Here is a 20,794-nt window from a genome sequence, read left to right as displayed (position 1 = left end):
GGGGCCACCAATGGGACTCGAAGAGAAACTGCCGAGCGGCTTTCTGCTGACCACCGTCGAACAGGCCGCGGGCTGGGTGCGCAAGGCGTCCGTCTTTCCCGCCACCTTCGGCCTCGCGTGCTGCGCGATCGAGATGATGACGACGGGCGCGGGCCGCTACGACCTCGCACGCTTCGGCATGGAGGTCTTCCGCGGCTCACCGCGCCAGGCCGACCTGATGATCGTCGCCGGCCGGGTCAGTCAGAAGATGGCGCCGGTGCTGCGCCAGGTCTACGACCAGATGCCCAACCCCAAGTGGGTCATCTCGATGGGCGTCTGTGCGTCCTCGGGCGGCATGTTCAACAACTACGCGATCGTCCAGGGCGTCGACCACGTCGTCCCCGTGGACATCTACCTGCCGGGCTGTCCGCCCCGGCCCGAGATGCTGATGGACGCGATCCTCAAACTCCACCAGAAGATCCAGACCTCCAAGCTCGGCGTGAACGCCGAGGAGGCGGCCCGCGAGGCGGAGGAAGCGGCCCTCAAGGCGCTCCCGACCATCGAGATGAAGGGGCTGCTGCGATGAGCGAGGGCAACGGCGTGAACCCCGACCAGGAGGTCAACGCCCAGAACCTGCCCGGTCAACGGGGCGACCACGGGGAGGAGGTCCGGGTCCAGCGCGGCATGTTCGGCGCCGCGGACACCGGGGACACCTCCGGCTTCGGCGGACTCGTCCGCTCGGTGCGGCTCCCCGGCGAGGCCACCCGCCCCTACGGCGGCTGGTTCGACGAGGTCGCCGACGAGCTGGAGGGCGCCCTGGAGGAACAGGGGCTCGTTCCGGAGAACGCGATCGTCAAGACGGTCGTCGACCGCGACGAGTTGACCTTCCACATCGACCGCGAGCACCTGGTGCGGGTCGCCCAGACGCTGCGCGACGACCCGGCGCTGCGGTTCGAACTCTGCACCGGCGTCAGCGGGGTGCACTACCCAGGCGACCGGGGACGCGAACTGCACGCCATCTACCACCTGCGCTCGATCACCCACAACCGGCTGGTCCGGCTTGAGGTCACCGCCCCCGACGCCGATCCGCACGTCCCCTCGCTGGTCGCCGTTTACCCCACCAACGACTGGCACGAGCGCGAGACCTACGACTTCTTCGGGATCGTCTTCGACGGCCACCCCGCGCTCACCCGGATCATGATGCCGGACGACTGGCAGGGCTTCCCGCAGCGCAAGGACTACCCCCTGGGCGGCATCGCCGTCGAGTACAAGGGCGCCCAGATCCCGGCTCCCGACCAGCGGAGGTCGTACTCCTGATGACCACAGCATCTGCTTCGTCCGCGTCCCCGAGGGAGACGACCGAGGGCGCCGTCTACACCGTCACCGGCGGAGACTGGGACGAGGTCGTCCAGTCCGCCGCCAAGGCCGACGACGAACGCATCATCGTCAACATGGGCCCGCAGCACCCCTCCACGCACGGGGTGCTGCGACTGATCCTGGAGATCGACGGCGAGACGGTCACCGAGGCCCGCTGCGGCATCGGCTACCTGCACACCGGCATCGAGAAGAACCTCGAATACCGGACCTGGACCCAGGGCACCACCTTCGTGACCCGCATGGACTACCTGACGCCGTTCTTCAACGAGGCGGCGTACTGCCTCGCGGTGGAGAAGCTGCTCGGCATCGAGGACGAGGTCCCCGACCGGGCCACCGTGATCCGGGTGCTGCTCATGGAGCTCAACCGGCTCTCCTCCCACCTGGTGTGCATCGCCACCGGCGGGATGGAACTCGGCGCCACCACCATCATGATCTACGGCTTCCGCGACCGCGAACTCATCCTCGACATCTACGAGTTGATCACCGGCCTGCGGATGAACCACGCCTACATCCGACCCGGTGGACTCGCCCAGGACCTGCCCCCCGGCACCGTCGACCACCTGCGCGACTTCGTCAAGAAGATGAAGAAGAACCTCCCCGAGTACGACAAGCTCGCCACCGGGAACCCCATCTTCAAGGCCCGCATGCAGGACATCGGCTACCTCGACCTCACCGGCTGCATGGCCCTCGGCGCCACCGGACCCGTCCTGCGCTCCGCCGGTCTCCCGCACGACCTGCGCAAGACCCAGCCCTACTGCGGTTACGAGACCTACGACTTCGAGGTGCCGACCACCGACACCTGCGACTCCTACGGCCGCTTCCTGATCCGGCTGGAGGAGATGCGCCAGTCACTGCGGATCGTCGAGCAGTGCATCGACCGGCTGGAGCCCGGCCCGGTCATGGTCGCCGACAAGAAGATCGCCTGGCCCGCCCAACTCGCCCAGGGCCCGGATGGACTCGGCAACTCCCTCGACCACATCAAGAAGATCATGGGCACCTCCATGGAGGCCCTGATCCATCACTTCAAGCTGGTGACGGAGGGCTTCCGGGTCCCCGCCGGACAGGTGTACGCGGCGGTGGAGTCCCCCAAGGGCGAACTCGGGGCGCACGTCGTCTCCGACGGCGGCACCCGCCCCTTCCGGGTCCACTTCCGCGACCCGTCGTTCACCAACCTCCAGGCCATGGCGGCCATGTGCGAAGGCGGCCAGGTCGCCGACGTCATCGTCGCCGTCGCGTCCATCGACCCCGTGATGGGAGGCGTCGACCGATGACCACCGCACCCCGAGAAGTCAGCCTGGGCATGCCCCAGCCGCCGGCCCCCGACTACCCGGCCGACGTCCGCGCCCGCCTCGAAGCCGACGCCCGGGAACTCATCGACCGCTACCCCGGCTCCCGCTCCGCCCTGCTGCCGCTGCTCCACCTCGTCCAGGGCGAGGAGGGCTACGTCACCCGCACCGGCATGCGGTTCTGCGCCGAGATGCTCGACCTGACCACCGCCGAGGTCACCGCCGTCGCCACCTTCTACACCATGTACCGGCGCCGGCAGGGCGGCGACTACCAGGTCGGCGTCTGCACCAACACGCTCTGCGCGGTCATGGGCGGCGACGCCATCTTCGAGACCCTCAAGCGCCACCTCGACGTCGAGAACGGCGAGACCACCGGGGACGGCAAGGTCACCCTCGAACACATCGAGTGCAACGCGGCCTGCGACTTCGCGCCCGTGGTGATGGTCAACTGGGAGTTCTTCGACAACCAGACCCCAGAATCCGCCGTCCGGCTCGTCGACGACCTGCGCGCCGGGGCCACCGTGGAACCCACCCGCGGCGCCCCGCTGTGCAGCTTCAAGGAGACCTCCCGCATCCTCGCCGGCTTCCCCGACGAGCGCCCGGGAGCCGTCGACGCCACCGGCGGCGCCGGCCCCGCCTCCCTCATCGGACTGCGCCTGGCCAAGGGCGAACCCGCCGCCCGGGTGGTCCACCCGCGCGCCTCCCGGTCCGCCGCGCGCCCCGCCGGCGCCCCCGGTCCGGGCGCGGAACACCCCAGCTCGCACGACGCACCACAGGACACCTCGGCATCCGACCCCGCGCACCCCTCGGGGCCGGTCACCGAGAACCCCGGAGGCACCGCAAGCACCGGGAACACAGCGGAGGGAGCGTGATGACCTTGGCGCCGGAGATCAACCAGAGCAACCCGGAAAAACTGCTCTCACCGGTCCTGTCGGCCTTCTGGGACGAGGAGAAGTCCTGGTCACTGGAGGTCTACCGACGGCACGACGGCTACGAGGGACTGCGCAAGGCCCTCGCCATGTCACCCGACGAGGTCATCGCCTACGTCAAGGAGTCCGGCCTGCGCGGCCGGGGCGGCGCCGGCTTCCCCACGGGCATGAAGTGGCAGTTCATCCCCCAGGGCGACGGCAAGCCCCACTACCTCGTCGTCAACGCCGACGAGTCGGAGCCGGGGACCTGCAAGGACATCCCGCTCCTCTTCGCGAACCCGCATTCCCTCATCGAGGGGATCGTCATCGCCTGCTACGCCATCCGCTCGCAGCACGCCTTCATCTACCTGCGCGGTGAGGTCGTCCCCGTGCTGCGCAGGCTGCACGAAGCCGTGCGCGAGGCGTACGACGCCGGTTACCTCGGCACCAACGTCCTCGGCAGCGGCCTCGACCTCGACGTCGTCGTCCACGCCGGCGCCGGCGCGTACATCTGCGGCGAGGAGACCGCACTCCTGGACTCGCTCGAAGGCCGTCGCGGCCAGCCGCGCCTGCGACCTCCCTTCCCGGCCGTCGCGGGCCTGTACGCGTGCCCCACTGTGGTGAACAACGTCGAGTCCATCGCTTCGGTTCCCGCGATCCTGAACCGGGGCAAGGAGTGGTTCCGCTCGCTCGGCAGCGAGAAGTCCCCCGGCTTCACCCTGTACTCGCTCAGCGGCCACGTCGCCGGCCCCGGCCAGTACGAGGCGCCGCTCGGCATCACCCTGCGCCAACTCCTCGACATGAGCGGCGGGATGCGTCCCGGACACCGCCTCAAGTTCTGGACCCCCGGCGGCTCCTCCACCCCGATCCTCACCGACGAGCACCTCGACGTGCCCCTCGACTACGAGGGCGTCGGCGCCGCCGGCTCGATGCTCGGCACCAAGGCCCTCCAGTGCTTCGACGAGACCACCTGCGTGGTGCGCGCCGTCACCCGCTGGACCGAGTTCTACGCCCACGAGTCCTGCGGCAAGTGCACCCCCTGCCGCGAAGGCACCTACTGGCTCGTCCAGTTGCTGCGCGACATCGAGGCGGGCCGCGGCGTGATGAGCGACCTCGACAAGCTGAACGACATCGCCGACAACATCAACGGCAAGTCGTTCTGCGCCCTCGGCGACGGAGCCGCGTCGCCGATCTTCTCCTCGCTCCAGTACTTCCGCGCCGAGTACGAGGACCACATCACCGGCCGCGGCTGCCCCTTCGACCCGGCCAAGTCCACCGCCTGGGCCGACCACCCCGCCGACACCACGGAGGTGAACGCATGACGGTCACCACGAACGCGCCCTCCGGCGGCGGAGCCGCGCCCCCGCCCGCCGACCTGGTCACGCTGACCATCGACGGCGTCGAGATCAGCGTGCCCAAGGGCACCCTGGTGATCCGGGCCGCCGAGCTCCTCGGCATCGAGATCCCCCGCTTCTGCGACCACCCCCTGCTCGACCCCGCCGGCGCCTGCCGGCAGTGCATCGTCGAGGTGGAGGGACAGCGCAAGCCCATGGCGTCCTGCACCATCACCTGCACCGACGGGATGGTCGTCAAGACGCAACTCACCTCGCCCGTCGCCGAGAAGGCCCAGCGCGGGGTGATGGAGCTGCTGCTCATCAACCACCCGCTGGACTGCCCGGTCTGCGACAAGGGCGGCGAGTGCCCGCTCCAGAACCAGGCCATGTCGGTCGGCTCCCCGGACACCCGCTTCGAGGGCCGCAAGCGCACCTACGAGAAGCCCGTCCCGATCTCCACCCAGGTGCTCCTGGACCGCGAGCGCTGCGTGCTCTGCGCCCGCTGCACCCGCTTCAGCAACCAGGTCGCCGGCGACCCGATGATCGAGCTGATCGAACGCGGCGCCCTCCAGCAGGTCGGCACCGGCGAGGGCGACCCCTTCGAGTCGTACTTCTCCGGCAACACCATCCAGATCTGCCCGGTCGGCGCGCTCACCTCCGCCGCCTACCGGTTCCGCTCCCGCCCCTTCGACCTGGTCTCCTCGCCGAGCGTCTGCGAGCACTGCGCCGGCGGCTGCGCCACCCGCACCGACCACCGGCGCGGCAAGGTCATGCGGCGCCTCGCCGCCGACGACCCGGAGGTCAACGAGGAGTGGATGTGCGACAAGGGCCGCTTCGGCTTCCGCTACGCACAGCGGCCCGACCGGCTCGCCCACCCGCTGCTGCGCAACCCCGACACCGGTGAACTGGAGCCGGCCGGCTGGCCCGAGGCCCTCGACGCCGCCGCCCGCGGCCTGAGCGCCGCCCGCGGCCGGACCGGCGTCCTCACCGGGGGCCGGCTCACCGTCGAGGACGCCTACGCGTACAGCAAGTTCGCGCGGGTCGCCCTGGGCACCAACGACATCGACTTCCGGGCCCGCGTGCACAGCGCCGAGGAGGCCGACTTCCTCGCCGCCCGGGTCGCCGGCCGCGGCCGGGACCTGGACGGCAGCGGAACGACCTACCGCGAGCTGGAGCAGGCGCCCGCGGTGCTGCTGGTCGGCTTCGAGTCGGAGGAGGAGGCCCCCGGGGTCTTCCTGCGGCTGCGCAAGGCGTGGCGCACCCGCGGCCAGCGGGTCTTCGCGCTCGCCAGCCACGCCAGCCGCGGACTGGAGAAGGCCGGCGGCACCCTGCTGCCCGCCGCGCCCGGCACCGAGACCGAGTGGCTGGACGCCCTCGCCAGCGGCGTGGGTCTGGAGAGCGGGGGCACCGAGGCCGCCGAGGCGCTGCACGCCGAAGGCGCGGTCCTGGTCGTCGGCGAGCGGCTGGCCGGCGTCAAGGGCGGGTTGACGGCGGCCCTGCGGGCCGCCACCGCGACCGGCGCCCGGCTGGTGTGGATCCCGCGCCGGGCCGGCGAGCGGGGAGCGGTCGAGGCCGGCGCCCTGCCCTCGCTGCTGCCGGGCGGCCGACCGGCCACCGACCCGCGGGCCCGCGAGGAGGTCGCCGCGGCCTGGGGCCTCGCCGAACTCCCGCCCCGCTACGGCCGGGACACCGGCGAGATCGTGGAGGCCGCCGCCGGCGGACTCCTCGGCGCCCTGCTGGTCGGCGGGGTGGAGGTCACCGACCTGCCCGACCCGGCCCGGGCCCGGGCCGCGCTGGACGGGGCCGGCTTCGTGGTGAGCCTGGAGCTGCGGCCCGGCGAGGTCACCGACCGTGCCGACGTGGTGTTCCCGGTGGCCGCGGTCGCCGAGAAGGCGGGCACCTTCCTCAACTGGGAAGGCCGCGCGCGGCCGTTCGAGGCAGCCCTCAAGCCCGACCAGCTGGCCCGTCGGGTGGCGCCCACCGACGCGCGCGTCCTCCAGATGCTCGCCGACGCGATGGACGTCCACCTCGGCCTGCCGGACCTGCGCACCCTGCGCGGCGAACTGGACCGGCTCGGCGGCTGGGACGGCCCCCGGGCCGACGACCCGGTGCACTCCGCCGGCGCTCCGCCCCGCCCGGCGGCCGGCCAGGCCGTGCTCGCCGGTCACCGGCTGCTGCTCGACCGGGGCCGGCTCCAGGAGGGCGACGAGGCCCTCGCCGGCACCCGGCACCCGGCCGTGGCCCGGCTCTCCGCGGCCACCGCGGCGGAGGTGGGCGTCGGTGACGGCGAGTTCCTCGGCGTCACCGGTCCCGCCGGCTCCACCGCGCTGCCGCTGGTGGTGACCCGGATGCCCGACCGGGTGGTGTGGCTGCCGCTCAACTCGGCGGGCGAGGGCGTCGCCGCCGACACCGGGGCGCTGCCCGGCGCACTCGTCCGCATCGGCCCGGCTGACCGGCCGGGCTCGCAGGAGGTCACGGAGGTGGAGTCATGACGCCTCAGACGCTGATGCCGCTCGCCCTGGAAGACCTGTCGATGTTCGGCCGCGACCCGTGGTGGCTGGTGGTCATCAAGGCGGTGTTCTGCTTCGCCTTCCTGATGGTGACCGTCCTGGTCTCCATCGTGTGGGAGCGCAAGGTCGTCGCCTGGATGCAGCTGCGGATCGGCCCCAACCGGCACGGTCCGTGGGGGATGCTCCAGTCGCTCGCCGACGGCATCAAGCTGATGCTGAAGGAAGACGTCATCGTCAAGCGCGCGGACAAGGTGGTGTACGTCCTCGCGCCGATCGTGGCGGCGATCCCCGCGTTCATGGCGATCGCGGTGATCCCCTTCGGCCCGGCCGACAACCAGGTGTCGATCTTCGGGCAGCGCACCACGATGCAGCTGACCGACCTGCCGATCGCGATGCTGTACATCCTCGCGGTCGCCTCGGTCGGCATCTACGGCATCGTGCTCGCGGGGTGGAGCTCCGGTTCCACCTATCCGCTGCTCGGCGGCTTGCGCTCCTGCGCGCAGATGATCTCCTACGAGATCGCCATGGGCGCGGCCTTCGCCTCGGTGTTCCTGTACTCGGGGTCGATGTCCACCTCCGCGATCGTGGACGCGCAGGCCGACCGCTGGTACGTGGTGCTGCTGCCGGTGTCGTTCCTGATCTACATCGTCACCATGGTCGGCGAGACCAACCGGGCCCCGTTCGACATGCCGGAGTCCGAGGGCGACCTGGTCGGCGGCTTCAACACCGAGTACTCGTCCATCAAGTTCGCGATGTTCATGCTCGCCGAGTACGTGAACATGGTGACGGTCTCCGCGGTGTCGGTGACCCTGTTCCTGGGCGGCTGGCGGGCCCCGTACCCGATCAGCACCTTCTGGGAGGGCGCCAACCAGGGGTGGTGGCCGCTGCTCTGGTTCGTCCTCAAGGTGCAGCTGCTGCTGTTCTTCTTCATCTGGCTGCGCGGCACCCTGCCCCGCGTCCGCTACGACCAGCTGATGAAGCTCGGCTGGAAGGTCCTCATCCCGGTCTCGGTGCTCTGGCTGATGCTCGTCGCCACCGTCAAGACGTTGCGCAACGAGGGCTACGACTTCGCCGACATCGCCCTCTACGTGGGCGGCGGCGTGATCGCCCTGCTGTTGCTCTCCGTGGTGGTGGACGTGCTCCGCGACCGCGGTCGGGCCCGGGCCGCGGCCGAGGAGGCGCCGGCGCCCGTCGCGTTCGACCCGATGGCCGGCGGGTTCCCGGTGCCGCCGCTGCCCGGTCAGGAGCTGCCCGCGGTGCCGCGGCGGCGTCCGCGCCGGGAGCGGGAGCTGGTTGGCAGTGGCGGACCGGACACGGCGAACGACGGTGCCGCGGGCGGGACCACCGACGGAAAGGAGGCGTCCGATGGCTGAGCGATCCCCGGAGCCGGACGGCGTCGAGGCGGCCAAGCAGGGGTTCCAGAACCCCGTGGCGGGCTTCGGCGTGACGTTCACGGCCATGTTCAAGAAGCGGCTGACCGAGCAGTACCCGGAGCAGCCCAAGACCACGGCGCCCCGGTTCCACGGCCGCCACCAGCTCAACCGGCATCCGGACGGGCTGGAGAAGTGCGTGGGCTGCGAGCTGTGCGCCTGGGCGTGCCCGGCGGACGCCATCTACGTGGAGGGCGCCGACAACACCGAGGAGGAGCGCTACTCCCCGGGCGAGCGGTACGGCCGCGTCTACCAGATCAACTACGCCCGCTGCATCCTCTGCGGGCTCTGCATCGAGGCGTGCCCCACCCGGGCGCTCACGATGACCAACGAGTTCGAGTTGGCCGACAGCAGCCGCGAGAACCTCATCTACACCAAGGAACAGCTCCTCGCCGGCCTGGAGGAGGGCATGGTCGACTCCCCGCACGCGATCTACCCGGGGACCGACGAACAGGACTACTACCGCGGGCTGGTGACGCACGCCGCGCCCGGCACGGTCCGGCAGACGGCCACCTCCCGGGGCGAGAAGCCCGTCGAGGACGCGTCCGTCGAGGACTCCGCCGCCCCCGGCGGGGCCCAGCGGGCGGAAGGGAGCCAGGCGTGAACCAGCTCGCCGCCGCCACCTCGACGGGCGAGGCCGTCCAGTTCTGGATTCTCGGGACGGTCGCCGTCGTGGGCGCGCTGTGCACGATCCTGATGCGCAGGGCGGTGCACAGCGCACTCTGCCTCGCCGGGACCATGATCGTCCTCGCGGTGTTCTACCTCGCGAACGGCGCCTACTTCCTCGGCATCGTCCAGATCGTCGTCTACACCGGCGCGATCATGATGCTGTTCCTCTTCGTGGTCATGCTCGTCGGGGTGACCGCCGCGGACTCGCTGAAGGAGACCATCAAGGGCCAGCGCTGGCTGGCCGCGCTGTGCGGCCTGGGCTTCGGGGCGCTGCTCGTCGGCGGGATCGGCAACGCCGCGCTCTCCGAGTCCCGGGGGCTGGCGCAGGCCAACGCCGGGGGCAACGTGGAGGGCCTGGCCGCCCTGATCTTCACCAAGTACGTCTTCGCCTTCGAGATCACCGGTGCGCTGCTGATCACCGCGACGGTGGGCGCGATGGTGCTCACCCACCGGGAGCGCACCGAGCGGGCGAAGACCCAGCGCGAGTTGGCCGAGCAGCGGGTGCGCGAGGGCAAGCACCTGCCGCCGCTGCCCGCCCCGGGCGTCTACGCCCGGCACAACGCGGTCGACATCGCGGGCCTGCTGCCGGACGGCACCCCGTCCGAGCTGACCGTGAACCAGACGCTCCGCGCGCGGGGCCAGGTCCGGGACGTGTCCGGCCAGGCGCTGGAGGACCTGAAGGCCATCGAGCAGCGCTCCGAGGAGCGACTGGAGCGGGCCCGGCCCGAGGAGGCGGCGAAGTGAGCCCGGTCAACTACCTGTACCTGGCGGCCCTGCTGTTCACCATCGGGGCCACCGGGGTGCTGATCCGCCGCAACATGATCGTGGTGTTCATGTGCATCGAGTTGATGCTGAACGCCTGCAACCTCGCGTTCGTCGCCTTCTCCCGGATGCACGGCAACCTCGACGGCCAGATCATCGCGTTCTTCACGATGGTCGTCGCCGCCGCCGAGGTCGTGGTCGGGCTCGCGATCATCGTGTCGCTGTTCCGTTCCCGGCACTCGGCCTCGGTCGACGACGCCAGCCTGATGAAGCTGTAAGGGGACCCTGACTCGTGGAGAACCTGATTGCGCTGCTCGTCGCGGCGCCCCTGCTCGGAGCGGCGGTCCTGCTGTGCGGCGGCCGTCGACTCGACCGCACCGGTCATCTGGTGGGCACGGCCCTCGCGGGCGCGTCGTTCCTCATCGGCGCGGTGCTCTTCGTGGAGTTGCTCGGCCGCGGCGCCGAGGACCGCACGCTGCACCAGCACCTGTTCAGCTGGATCCCCGTGGAGGGCTTCCAGGCGGACATCGCCTTCCAGCTGGACCAGCTCTCGATGACCTTCGTCCTGCTGATCACCGGCGTGGGCACGCTGATCCACGTCTACTCGATCGGCTACATGGAGCACGACGAGCGGCGCCGCCGCTTCTTCGGCTACCTCAACCTGTTCCTCGCGGCGATGCTGTTGCTGGTCCTCGCCGACAACTACCTGCTGCTGTACTTCGGTTGGGAGGGCGTGGGCCTCGCCTCGTACCTGCTGATCGGCTTCTGGCAGCACAAGCCCAGCGCCGCGACCGCCGCCAAGAAGGCGTTCCTGGTCAACCGGGTCGGCGACATCGGCCTGTCCATCGCGATCATGCTGATGTTCACCACCTTCGGCACCTTCGCCTTCGGGCCGGTGCTGGGCTCGGTCGGGGAGACCTCGGAGGGCACCCTCACCGCGATCGGGCTGATGCTGCTGCTGGCCGCCTGCGGCAAGTCCGCGCAGGTGCCGCTCCAGTCCTGGCTGGGCGACGCGATGGAGGGCCCGACCCCGGTCTCCGCGCTGATCCACGCGGCGACCATGGTGACCGCCGGCGTCTACCTGATCGTCCGCTCCGGCGCGATCTTCAACGCCGCCCCGGACGCCCAACTGGTCGTCGCCGTCGTCGGCACCGTGACGCTGCTGTTCGGTGCGATCGTCGGTTGCGCCAAGGACGACATCAAGAAGGCGCTCGCCGGTTCGACGATGTCCCAGATCGGCTACATGGTGCTGGCCGCGGGCCTCGGCCCGCTGGGCTACGTCTTCGCGATCATGCACCTGGTGACGCACGGCTTCTTCAAGGCCGGGCTGTTCCTGGGCGCCGGCTCGGTGATGCACGGCATGAACGACGAGGTCGACATGCGCAAGTACGGCGGCCTGCGGAAGTACATGCCGGTCACCTTCGTCACCTTCGGCCTCGGCTACCTGGCGATCATCGGCTTCCCCGGGCTGTCCGGCTTCTTCTCCAAGGACATGATCATCGAGGCGGCCTTCGCCAAGGGCGGCGTCCAGGGCTGGATCTTCGGCTCCGCGGCCCTGCTGGGCGCGGTGATCACCGCGTTCTACATGACCCGGGTGATGCTGCTGACCTTCTTCGGCGAGAAGCGCTGGCAGCCGGACGCGGACGGCAACCCGCCGCACCCGCACGAGTCCCCGAAGTCCATGACGATCCCCATGATCGTCCTGGCCTTCGGCTCGGTCTTCGCCGGCGGTCTGTTCAGCATCGGCGACCGCTTCCAGCACTGGCTGGAGCCGGTCACCGGGCCCACCGAACACGGCCACCCGCCGCTCAGCGCGATGACGGTCACCCTCGCCACCGTGGCGGCGCTCGTCATCGGCGTCGCCGTCGCCTACGCCATGTACGGCCGCCGGCCCGTCCCGGTGGTCGCCCCGCGCGGCTCCCTGCTCACCCGGGCGGCCCGCCGCGACCTCCTCCAGGACGACTTCAACCACGTGGTCCTGGTGCGCGGCGGCGAGCACCTCACGCGCTCCCTGGTGTACGTGGACCACACCCTGGTCGACGGGGTGGTCAACGGCACCGCGGCGTCCTTCGGCGGCCTCTCCGGGCGGCTGCGCCGGCTCCAGAACGGTTACGCGCGCTCGTACGCGGTCTCGATGTTCGGCGGCGCCGCCGTCCTGGTCGCCGCGACCCTGCTCATGAGGGCGGTCTGATAGCGATGTCCTTTCCCCTGCTCACCGCGACGGCGGCGCTCCCGGCGATCGGAGCGATCGCCACCGCCGCCGTCCCCGCCGCGCGGCGCACCGCCGCCAAGTGGCTGGCGCTGCTGGTCTCGCTGGCCACCCTGGTCCTGGCGATCGTCGTCGCCGTCCGCTTCGAACCGGGCGGCGACCGCTACCAACTCACCGAGTCCCACTCCTGGATCAGCGACTTCGGGGTGCGCTACGAACTCGGGGTGGACGGCATCGCCGTCGCCCTGATCGGGCTCACCGCCCTGCTGATCCCGTTCATCATCCTCGCCGGCTGGCACGACGCCGACCCCTCCCCGGAGCACGTCGACTCCCGCTGGCGGCCCACCCAGGGCTTCTTCGCCCTGATCCTCGCCGTCGAGGCGATGGTGATCCTCTCCTTCGAGGCCACCGACGTCTTCCTCTTCTACGTCTTCTTCGAAGCCATGCTCATCCCGATGTACTTCCTCATCGGCGGCTTCGGGGACCGCGCCCACGAGGGCGGCGACAAGGCGGCGGCGACCCAGCGGTCCTACGCCGCGGTCAAGTTCCTGCTCTACAACCTGGCCGGCGGGCTGGTCATGCTGGCCGCCGTGATCGGGCTGTACGTGGTCGCCGGGAGCTTCTCGCTCCAGGAGATCGCGGCGGCCCGGGCCAGCGGCTCGCTGGAGATGGCGACCACCACCGAACGGCTGCTGTTCCTCGGCTTCTTCTTCGCCTTCGCGGTGAAGGCCCCGCTGTGGCCGCTGCACACCTGGCTGCCCAACGCCATGGGCGAGTCCACCGCCCCGGTCGCCGTGCTGATCACCGCGGTCGTCGACAAGGTCGGCACCTTCGCGATGCTCCGCTTCTGCCTGGGCCTGTTCCCCGAGGCCTCGCAGTGGGCCACCCCGGTGGTCCTGGTGCTGGCGCTGATCAGCATCGTCTACGGGGCGCTGCTCGCGGTGGGCCAGCGGGACATCAAGCGGCTGGTGGCGTACGCCTCGATCTCCCACTTCGGCTTCATCGTGCTCGGCATCTTCGCGATGACCTCGCAGGGCCAGAGCGGCGCCACGCTCTACATGGTCAACCACGGCATCTCGACCGCGGCCCTGATGCTCGTCGCCGGGTTCCTGATCTCCCGGCGCGGCTCGCGGCTCATCGCCGACTACGGGGGAGTCCAGAAGGTCGCCCCGGTGCTCGCCGGGACCTTCCTGATCGGTGGGCTCGCCACGTTGTCCCTGCCCGGGCTCGCCCCCTTCGTCAGCGAGTTCCTGGTGCTGGTCGGCACCTTCGCCCGGTACCCGGTGGTCGGCGTCATCGCCACCCTCGGCATCGTGTTGGCCGCGCTGTACGTCCTCGTCCTCTACCAGCGGACGATGACCGGCCCGGTCAAGCCCGAGATCGCCACCATGCCCGACCTCAAGGTGCGGGAACTCGTGGTGGTGGCCCCGCTGATCGCCCTGCTGATCTTCCTGGGCGTCTTCCCGAAGCCGCTCACGGACATCGTCAACCCGGCGGTCCAGCACACCATGTCCGACGTCCAGAAGACGGACCCCCAGCCCGAGGTGGAGGCGGCCAAGTGAGTGCCACAGCCGTCCACAGCCTGTGGACAACAGCGGCCGAGCCGCTCAACAAGATCGACGCGCCGGACATCGAGTACGGGCAGCTCGCGCCCGTCCTCATCGTGATCGCCGCCGCGGTCATCGGCATCCTGGTGGAGGCCGCCGTCCCGCGCAAAGCGCGCTACCACGTCCAACTCCTCGTCTCCTCCGTGGCGCTGGCCTCCGCCTTCGCCGCGGTCGTCGCCCTCGCCGCCAGCGGGTACGCCACCACCAAGGCCGGCATCGTCGCCATGGGCGCGATCGCCGTCGACGGGCCCGCCCTGTTCCTCCAGGGCGTCATCCTGCTCACCGGGCTCGTCGCGGTGTTCACCTTCGCCGAACGCCGCCTCGACCCCGTGGTCCACGGCAACCGCGTCGACTCCTTCACCGCGCAGGCCGGCTCCACCCCCGGCAGCGACGGGGAGAAGGCCGCGGTGAAGGCGGGGTTCACCACCACCGAGGTGTTCCCGCTGGCGATGTTCGCCATCGGCGGCATGCTCGTCTTCCCCGCCGCCAACGACCTCCTGACGCTCTTCATCGCCCTGGAGGTCTTCTCCCTGCCGCTGTACCTGCTCTGCGCGCTGGCCCGCCGCAAGCGGCTGATCTCCCAGGAAGCCGCCGTCAAGTACTTCCTGCTCGGCGCCTTCGCCTCCGCGTTCATGCTCTTCGGCATCGCCCTGCTGTACGGGTACGCCGGCTCCGTGTCCTACGCCACCCTCGCGCAGGTCGTCGACGGCACGGTTGCCGAGGTCACCCCGGTCCTCGCCGAGACCATGGGCAACGACGCGCTGTTGCTGGTCGGCGCCGCCCTGCTGGTGATGGGGCTGCTGTTCAAGGTCGGCGCGGTGCCGTTCCACATGTGGACCCCCGACGTCTACCAGGGCGCGCCCACCCCGGTCACCGGGTTCATGGCCGCCGCCACCAAGGTCGCCGCCTTCGGCGCGCTGCTGCGCGTGCTGTACGTGCTGCTGCCCGGGCTGCGCTGGGACTGGCGGCCGGTGATGTGGGGCGTCGCGATCCTCACCATGCTGGCCGGGGCGATCGTCGCGATCACCCAGACCGACGTCAAGCGCCTGCTGGCGTACTCGTCCATCGCGCACGCCGGATTCATCCTCGCGGGCGTCATCGCGGCCTCGCCCGAGGGCGTCTCCTCGGTGCTCTTCTACCTGGGCGCGTACTCCTTCGTGACGATCGGCGCCTTCGCCGTGGTCACCCTGGTGCGGGACGCCGGGGGCGAGGCCACCCACCTGTCCAAGTGGGCCGGGCTGGGGCGGCGCTCCCCGCTGGTCGCCGCGGTCTTCGCGGTGTTCCTGCTGGCCTTCGCCGGCATCCCGCTGACCAGCGGGTTCTCCGGGAAGTTCGCCGTGTTCAAGGCGGCGGCCGAGGGCGGCGCCGGGGCGCTGGTCGTGGTGGGCGTGCTGTCCTCCGCGATCGCCGCGTTCTTCTACCTCCGGGTGATCGTGCTGATGTTCTTCAGCGAGCCCACCCCCGAGGGCCCCACCGTGGCGGTGCCCTCCGCGCTCACCTCCACCGCCATCGCCCTGGGCGTGGTGGTCACCCTGGTGCTGGGCGTGGCGCCCCAGTACTTCCTGGACCTGGCCGGTCAGGCGGGGGTGTTCGTGCGCTGACCCTCCGCGGCCCGATGCGACGGCCCGCCCCCGCCGAGCGCCGGGGCGGGCCGTCGCACGTTCCGGGTCGGGTCGTGGACAACGCGTCCCGGTGTCGGCGGGTGCGCCTATCGTGGGACGGGTGCGGTCGCGGTGGCCGACGGGGCCGGGTCGGCCGAGGCACAGGGGAAGCGAAGGAACGTGACCGGGGTGACGGAGACGACGGGGGCCGAGGGGCCGGGCGGGCCGCAGGGCGCGCTGGAGACGCTGCGGCGGGTGTTCGGCTACGAGGCGTTCCGCGGCGACCAGGAAGCGATCGTGGAGCACGTGATCGCCGGCGGGGACGCGGTGGTGCTGATGCCCACCGGCGGTGGCAAGTCGCTGTGCTACCAGATCCCCGCCCTGGTCAGAGCGGGTACCGGGGTGGTGGTCTCGCCGCTGATCGCCCTCATGCAGGACCAGGTGGACGCCCTGCGGGCGCTCGGGGTGCGCGCCGGCTTCGTCAACTCCACCCAGGACTTCGACGAGCGCCGGGTGGTGGAGGCCCAGTTCCTCGCCGGGGAGCTGGACCTGCTGTACCTCGCCCCCGAGCGGCTGCGGCTGGACTCCAGCCTCGACCTGCTCTCCCGCGGCAAGGTCTCGCTCTTCGCGATCGACGAGGCGCACTGCGTCGCCCAGTGGGGCCACGACTTCCGGCCGGACTACCTGGCCCTGGCCGTGCTCGGCGAACGCTGGCCGGACGTGCCCCGGATCGCGCTCACCGCCACCGCCACCGCCGCCACCCACCAGGAGATCACCGCCCGGCTCGGCATGGACCGGGCCCGGCACTTCGAGGCCAGCTTCGACCGGCCCAACATCCAGTACCGGATCGCGCCGAAGGCCGAGCCGCGCAAGCAGCTGCTGACGCTGCTGCGCGAGGAGCACGCGGGTGACGCCGGCATCGTGTACTGCCTGTCCCGCTCCTCGGTGGAGAAGACGGCCGAGTACCTGGTGCGGCACGGCATCGACGCCGTCCCCTACCACGCGGGCCTGGACGCCCGCACCCGGGCCGCGAACCAGTCCCGGTTCCTGCGCGAGGACGGCCTGGTCGTCGTCGCCACCATCGCCTTCGGCATGGGCATCGACAAGCCCGACGTCCGTTTCGTCGCCCATCTGGACCTGCCCAAGTCCGTCGAGGGCTACTACCAGGAGACCGGCCGCGCCGGCCGGGACGGGCAGCCGTCCACGGCGTGGATGGCGTACGGGCTGAACGACGTGGTCCAGCAGCGCCGGATGATCCAGTCCGGGGAGGGCGACGAGGCGTTCCGCCGCCGTGCCACCTCCCACCTGGACGCGATGCTGGCGCTGTGCGAGACGGTGGAGTGCCGGCGGGCCCGGCTGCTGCGGTACTTCGGCCAGGAGCCGGAGAGCGAGCAGTGCGGCAACTGCGACACCTGCAAGGCCCCGCCCGAGACCTGGGACGGCACGGTGGCCGCGCAGAAGGTGCTGTCCACCGTGGTCCGGCTGGACCGGGAGCGCCGACAGAAGTTCGGCGCCGTCCACCTGGTGGACATCCTGCTGGGCCGCCGGACCGCGAAGGTCATCCAGTTCGACCACGACCGGCTCTCCGTGTTCGGCATCGGCGAGGAGCTGACCGAGGCCGAATGGCGCGGCGTGATGCGGCAGTTGCTGGCGATGGAACTGCTCGGCGTGGAGGGCGAGTACAGCACCCTGGTGCTCACCGAACACAGCGGGGCGGTGCTGCGCGGGGAGCGGAAGGTGCCCTTGCGCAAGGAGCCCAAGCGGCCCACCACCCGGACCAACACCGGGTCGGGCGGCGAGCGCAAGGCCAAGGCCGCGGTCGACCTGGCGCCGGAGCTGCTGCCGGTCTTCGAGGCGCTGCGCGCCTGGCGCGCCGAGCAGGCCCGAGAACAGGGCGTTCCCGCGTACGTCGTCTTCCACGACGCGACCCTGCGGGAGATCGCCACCGCGGCGCCCACCACCGTCGCCGAGCTGGGCGGCATCGGCGGGGTCGGCGAGAAGAAGCTGGCGACCTACGGGGAGGGCGTGCTCGCGGTCCTGGCGGCCACGGCGGCCGGTGCGGTCGCCGATGCGCCGGACGCACCGTCCGCCGCCCCGGCGAAGGCCCCGGCGGCGAAGGCCCCCGGAGCCAAGCCCCCGGCCGACCCCGCCGCAGACGCCCCCGACGACGGCTTCGACTGGGGCGCCGAGCCGGCGGAGCCGGAGGACCTCGACTGGTGAGGCCGCCGGCGCCCCGTCCCGGCGCCGGCCCGGGTCAGCCGCCGGCGACGATCCGTCCGCGGACCTCGCCGAGGCCCACCCGGACCCCGTCCGGGCCCGGGGCCCAGGCGGTCAGCACGACCTCGTCCCCGTCCCGTAGGAAGGTGCGCGGGCCGTCGGGCAGCTCCAGCGCGTCCCGGCCGTTCCAGGTGAGTTCCAGCAGCGAGCCGCGCTGCTCGGGCCGGGGCCCGCTGACGGTGCCGGAACCGTAGAGGTCGCCGGTGCGCAGGGAGGCCCCGTTCACGGTCAGGTGCGCGAGTTGCTGGGCCGCCGTCCAGTACATGGTGGCGAAGGGCGGTTCGGAAACGGTCCGGCCGTTGACCGCCACGCTGATGTGCAGGTCGTAACCGCCGGGCTCCTGCCCGCCGGGGCCGTTCGACGCCCCGGGGGAGTCGTCCAGGTACGGCAGCAGCGGGTGGGTGCGCTCCGGCGGCGCCGTGCGGGCCGCGTCCAGCGCGTCCAGGGGGGTGATCCAGGCGGCGACGGAGGTGGCGAACGACTTGCCGAGGAAGGGGCCCAGCGGGACGTACTCCCACGCCTGGAGGTCCCGGGCGGACCAGTCGTTGAGCAGGCAGAGCCCGAAGACGTGCTCGCGGAAGTCCCCGAGCGGGACGGCGGTGCCCTGTGCCGAGGGCACGCCCACCACGAACCCCACCTCGGCCTCGATGTCGAGCTTCACCGAGGGCCCGAACACCGGCGCCGGGTCGGTGGGCGCCTTGCGCTGCCCCTGCGGCCGGACAACTTCGGTGCCGGACACCACGACGGTGCCCGACCGACCGTGGTAACCGATCGGCAGGTGCTTCCAGTTGGGGGTCAGCGAGTCCTCGGCGTCGGGGCGGAACATCCGGCCGACGTTGCGGGCGTGGTGCTCGGAGGCGTAGAAGTCGACGTAGTCGGCGACCTCGAACGGCAGGTGCAGGGTCACCTCGGACAGCGGGTGCAGCAGCGGGGCCACCGTCTCCCGGTACGAGGGGACCGTCACCCAGGCGGTCAGGGCGCGGCGCACGTCGCTCCAGGCGGTGCGGCCGGCCGCGAGCAGCGGGTTGAGGGTGGGCCGCGCCAGCAGGGACGCGTAGGGGGAGCCGAGCGCGGTGGCGACGGCACCGGCGTCCAGCACGTACCCGCCCAGCCGGACGCCCACCCGGCGGCCGTCCGAGGACGCGCCGGGGGACGGGGACGCGTCGGTGGACGCGGGGAGCGAGAAGACACCGTACGGAAGGTTGTGCGGACCGAAGGGGTCGCCCTCGGCCAGGTCGGGCCATGGGGTGGGGTCGCCCTCGGGACGGTCGAGCGGGGTCTGCTCGTGCGGGTCGGGCATCGCTGCTGCCTCACTTTCCGTGTGGTTGGGGCCCACGTTACGGGGGTGGCCGCGGCGGGGTGCGGGGAGCGGACGCAACGGCCGGGGCGGTCGAACGGATGAACGTCCCGGGTGGGTGCACCGCAGAGGTGTTCGGAGCCCCGGTGCGGGCGGGACCCCGCGCGTCCTGATGCTGTGTCAGGCGTTCATTACCGTACGGACCCCCTCTCCGTCATCTCGGCGGCGCTGCGGGCCCGTTGGAGGCTCCCCGTCCGTATTCTCGGGGCCATGCCCGCACATGCTCTCTCCCTCGTCGCCACCGATCTCGACGGCACCCTGTTGCGCAACGACGATTCCCTCTCCGCGCGGACCCGTGCGGCGCTGGCCCTGGCCGTCGCGGCGGGCGCGACGCACGTGGTGGCCACCGGCCGGCCCGTCCCGCAGGTGGTGCCCGTGCTGCGCGGGCTGGGGCACCGGGGGTTCGCGGTGTGCGGCCAGGGCGCCCAGCTGTACGACGCCGAGGCCGGGCGCATCGTGTGGTCGGTGACCCTGGACCGGGAGGTCGCCGAGGTCGCCCTCGGCAAGGTCGAGGCGGAGGTCGGCGCGGTGCACGCGGCGGTCAACCAGGACGGGGCGGACGGGCTGATGCTGATGGAGCCCGGTTTTACGGTGACGCACCCGACGCTGTCGGGGGTGCGGGCCCCGCACCGCGACGCGCTGTGGGCCCGGCCGCTGACCAAGGTGCTGATGCGCCACCCGGAGCTGGGCGAGGACGAGCTGGCGGCGGCGGCCCGGGCGGTCGTCGGGGAGCTGGTGACGGTGACCATGGCCGGCCCCGGGGCGGTGGAGCTCCAGCCGCTCGGCATCACCAAGGCCACCGCCCTGGCCCGGGCCGCCGCGCTGCTGGGGGTGGGGCCGGAGGCGACCTTGGCGTTCGGCGACATGCCCAACGACATCCCCATGTTCCTGTGGTCGGGGCACGGGGTGGCCATGGCCAATGCGCACCAGGAGCTGAAGGCCGTGGCGGACGAGATCACGGAGTCCAACGAGGAGGACGGGGTCGCGGTGGTCCTGGAGCGTCTCTACGGGGCGGCGGGGGAGCGGCACACGGACGTGGTCAGCCAGCCCCGGCCGCGGGCGCGGACCGGGGGCGCCCGGTCCTGACCGGCCCCGGTCGGGACGGTGGGGGTGTGACGTTCCGGGCCGCTCGGGCGTGAGATGAGTGCGGGCGGTTCGACGGGGGCGGGCGGGCCGCCGGGGAGCGGGACGGCCCCGGGGCGCATGGGTGTGGGCGTCCGTTCCGTGAGGACGTGGCGGGGGCCGGTGATCGAGAACGCGGCGAAGGGTGGGAGTCTTGTCCCTTGCAGTGGGTGATGTGGCGTTTCCCTCCTTTGGCTGCTTTCTCTCCTTGTTGGGGGAAATCAGATGAAGTGATCAAAACACGGCAAGATCGATCGTGCACCGACCGTGATGGGCGGGCGGGGGCTCACAGTGATCGAAAGGGGACCGGATACGCTGACTTGAGGAGGGCAGCGCACATCGACCAGCCATGTGTACGACCTAGTG

16 protein-coding genes are annotated in these 20,794 nt (G+C 71.5%); 15 read left to right on the top strand and 1 reads right to left on the bottom strand.

The features are described 5' to 3' along the window. Positions 1-10: 10 nt before the first annotated feature. The 14 genes from ACSMX9_RS10695 to recQ all read left to right on the top strand — a co-directional run bounded on the left by ACSMX9_RS10695 (position 11) and on the right by recQ (position 17,892). Positions 11-565: a NuoB/complex I 20 kDa subunit family protein gene (locus ACSMX9_RS10695; RefSeq protein ID WP_361265313.1), complete on the top strand. Its 555-nt coding sequence runs from the start codon at positions 11-13 to the stop codon at positions 563-565. Next, a complete protein-coding gene (locus ACSMX9_RS10690; RefSeq protein WP_445401891.1) occupies positions 562-1,296 on the top strand; it encodes an NADH-quinone oxidoreductase subunit C in 735 nt (244 codons plus the stop codon). Before ACSMX9_RS10695 ends, ACSMX9_RS10690 begins: the two co-directional genes overlap by 4 nt. Next, positions 1,296-2,627, top strand: a complete 1,332-nt coding sequence (locus tag ACSMX9_RS10685; protein ID WP_351248292.1) for an NADH-quinone oxidoreductase subunit D — start codon at positions 1,296-1,298, stop codon at positions 2,625-2,627. The genes ACSMX9_RS10690 and ACSMX9_RS10685 overlap by 1 nt, the downstream gene beginning before the upstream one ends. Next, positions 2,624-3,514 (top strand): NADH-quinone oxidoreductase subunit NuoE, encoded by an 891-nt coding sequence (gene nuoE / locus ACSMX9_RS10680; protein ID WP_445401889.1) that lies wholly within the window; start codon positions 2,624-2,626, stop codon positions 3,512-3,514. The genes ACSMX9_RS10685 and nuoE overlap by 4 nt, the downstream gene beginning before the upstream one ends. Then, positions 3,511-4,872 carry an NADH-quinone oxidoreductase subunit NuoF gene (nuoF, locus tag ACSMX9_RS10675; RefSeq protein ID WP_351248296.1) on the top strand — a complete coding sequence of 454 codons (1,362 nt, stop codon included), beginning with the start codon at positions 3,511-3,513 and terminating at the stop codon, positions 4,870-4,872. Before nuoE ends, nuoF begins: the two co-directional genes overlap by 4 nt. After that, complete coding sequence (locus ACSMX9_RS10670; RefSeq protein WP_445401887.1) at positions 4,869-7,376, top strand: NADH-quinone oxidoreductase subunit G; 2,508 nt, start codon at positions 4,869-4,871, stop codon at positions 7,374-7,376. Before nuoF ends, ACSMX9_RS10670 begins: the two co-directional genes overlap by 4 nt. Further along, positions 7,373-8,767 (top strand): NADH-quinone oxidoreductase subunit NuoH, encoded by a 1,395-nt coding sequence (nuoH, locus tag ACSMX9_RS10665; RefSeq protein ID WP_445401885.1) that lies wholly within the window; start codon positions 7,373-7,375, stop codon positions 8,765-8,767. Before ACSMX9_RS10670 ends, nuoH begins: the two co-directional genes overlap by 4 nt. After that, positions 8,760-9,428, top strand: a complete 669-nt coding sequence (gene nuoI / locus ACSMX9_RS10660; protein ID WP_445401883.1) for an NADH-quinone oxidoreductase subunit NuoI — start codon at positions 8,760-8,762, stop codon at positions 9,426-9,428. Before nuoH ends, nuoI begins: the two co-directional genes overlap by 8 nt. Beyond that, a complete protein-coding gene (locus ACSMX9_RS10655; RefSeq protein WP_351248305.1) occupies positions 9,425-10,237 on the top strand; it encodes an NADH-quinone oxidoreductase subunit J in 813 nt (270 codons plus the stop codon). The genes nuoI and ACSMX9_RS10655 overlap by 4 nt, the downstream gene beginning before the upstream one ends. After that, positions 10,234-10,533 (top strand): NADH-quinone oxidoreductase subunit NuoK, encoded by a 300-nt coding sequence (gene nuoK, locus ACSMX9_RS10650; RefSeq protein ID WP_351248307.1) that lies wholly within the window; start codon positions 10,234-10,236, stop codon positions 10,531-10,533. Before ACSMX9_RS10655 ends, nuoK begins: the two co-directional genes overlap by 4 nt. Before the next feature lie 14 nt (positions 10,534-10,547). Then, positions 10,548-12,446 carry an NADH-quinone oxidoreductase subunit L gene (gene nuoL, locus ACSMX9_RS10645; RefSeq protein ID WP_445401881.1) on the top strand — a complete coding sequence of 633 codons (1,899 nt, stop codon included), beginning with the start codon at positions 10,548-10,550 and terminating at the stop codon, positions 12,444-12,446. A gap of 5 nt (positions 12,447-12,451) precedes the next feature. Beyond that, a complete protein-coding gene (locus ACSMX9_RS10640) occupies positions 12,452-14,026 on the top strand; it encodes an NADH-quinone oxidoreductase subunit M (RefSeq protein ID WP_445401879.1) in 1,575 nt (524 codons plus the stop codon). Beyond that, positions 14,023-15,672, top strand: coding sequence for an NADH-quinone oxidoreductase subunit NuoN (gene nuoN, locus ACSMX9_RS10635; protein WP_445401877.1), 1,650 nt, complete (start codon positions 14,023-14,025; stop codon positions 15,670-15,672). The genes ACSMX9_RS10640 and nuoN overlap by 4 nt, the downstream gene beginning before the upstream one ends. A 189-nt stretch (positions 15,673-15,861) precedes the next feature. Next, the gene (gene recQ, locus ACSMX9_RS10630) at positions 15,862-17,892 is read left to right on the top strand and encodes a DNA helicase RecQ (RefSeq protein ID WP_445401875.1); all 2,031 of its coding nucleotides are present in this window, start codon (positions 15,862-15,864) and stop codon (positions 17,890-17,892) included. A gap of 34 nt (positions 17,893-17,926) precedes the next feature. Here the strand turns inward: recQ and fahA are convergent, their stop codons facing one another. Continuing rightward, a complete protein-coding gene (fahA, locus tag ACSMX9_RS10625) occupies positions 17,927-19,249 on the bottom strand; it encodes a fumarylacetoacetase (protein WP_445401873.1) in 1,323 nt (440 codons plus the stop codon). A 267-nt stretch (positions 19,250-19,516) separates the two neighbouring features. Between fahA and ACSMX9_RS10620 the strand changes: the two genes are divergently transcribed. After that, on the top strand, positions 19,517-20,392 hold the full coding sequence (locus ACSMX9_RS10620; protein WP_445401871.1) for a Cof-type HAD-IIB family hydrolase: 876 nt from the start codon (positions 19,517-19,519) through the stop codon (positions 20,390-20,392). The last annotated feature ends 402 nt before the right edge of the window (positions 20,393-20,794 follow it).

The organism is Streptomyces sp. LE64, from assembly GCF_052606915.1.
Note: the sequence above shows the minus strand (reverse complement) of the source record. Positions and strands in the feature narration are given on the sequence as shown.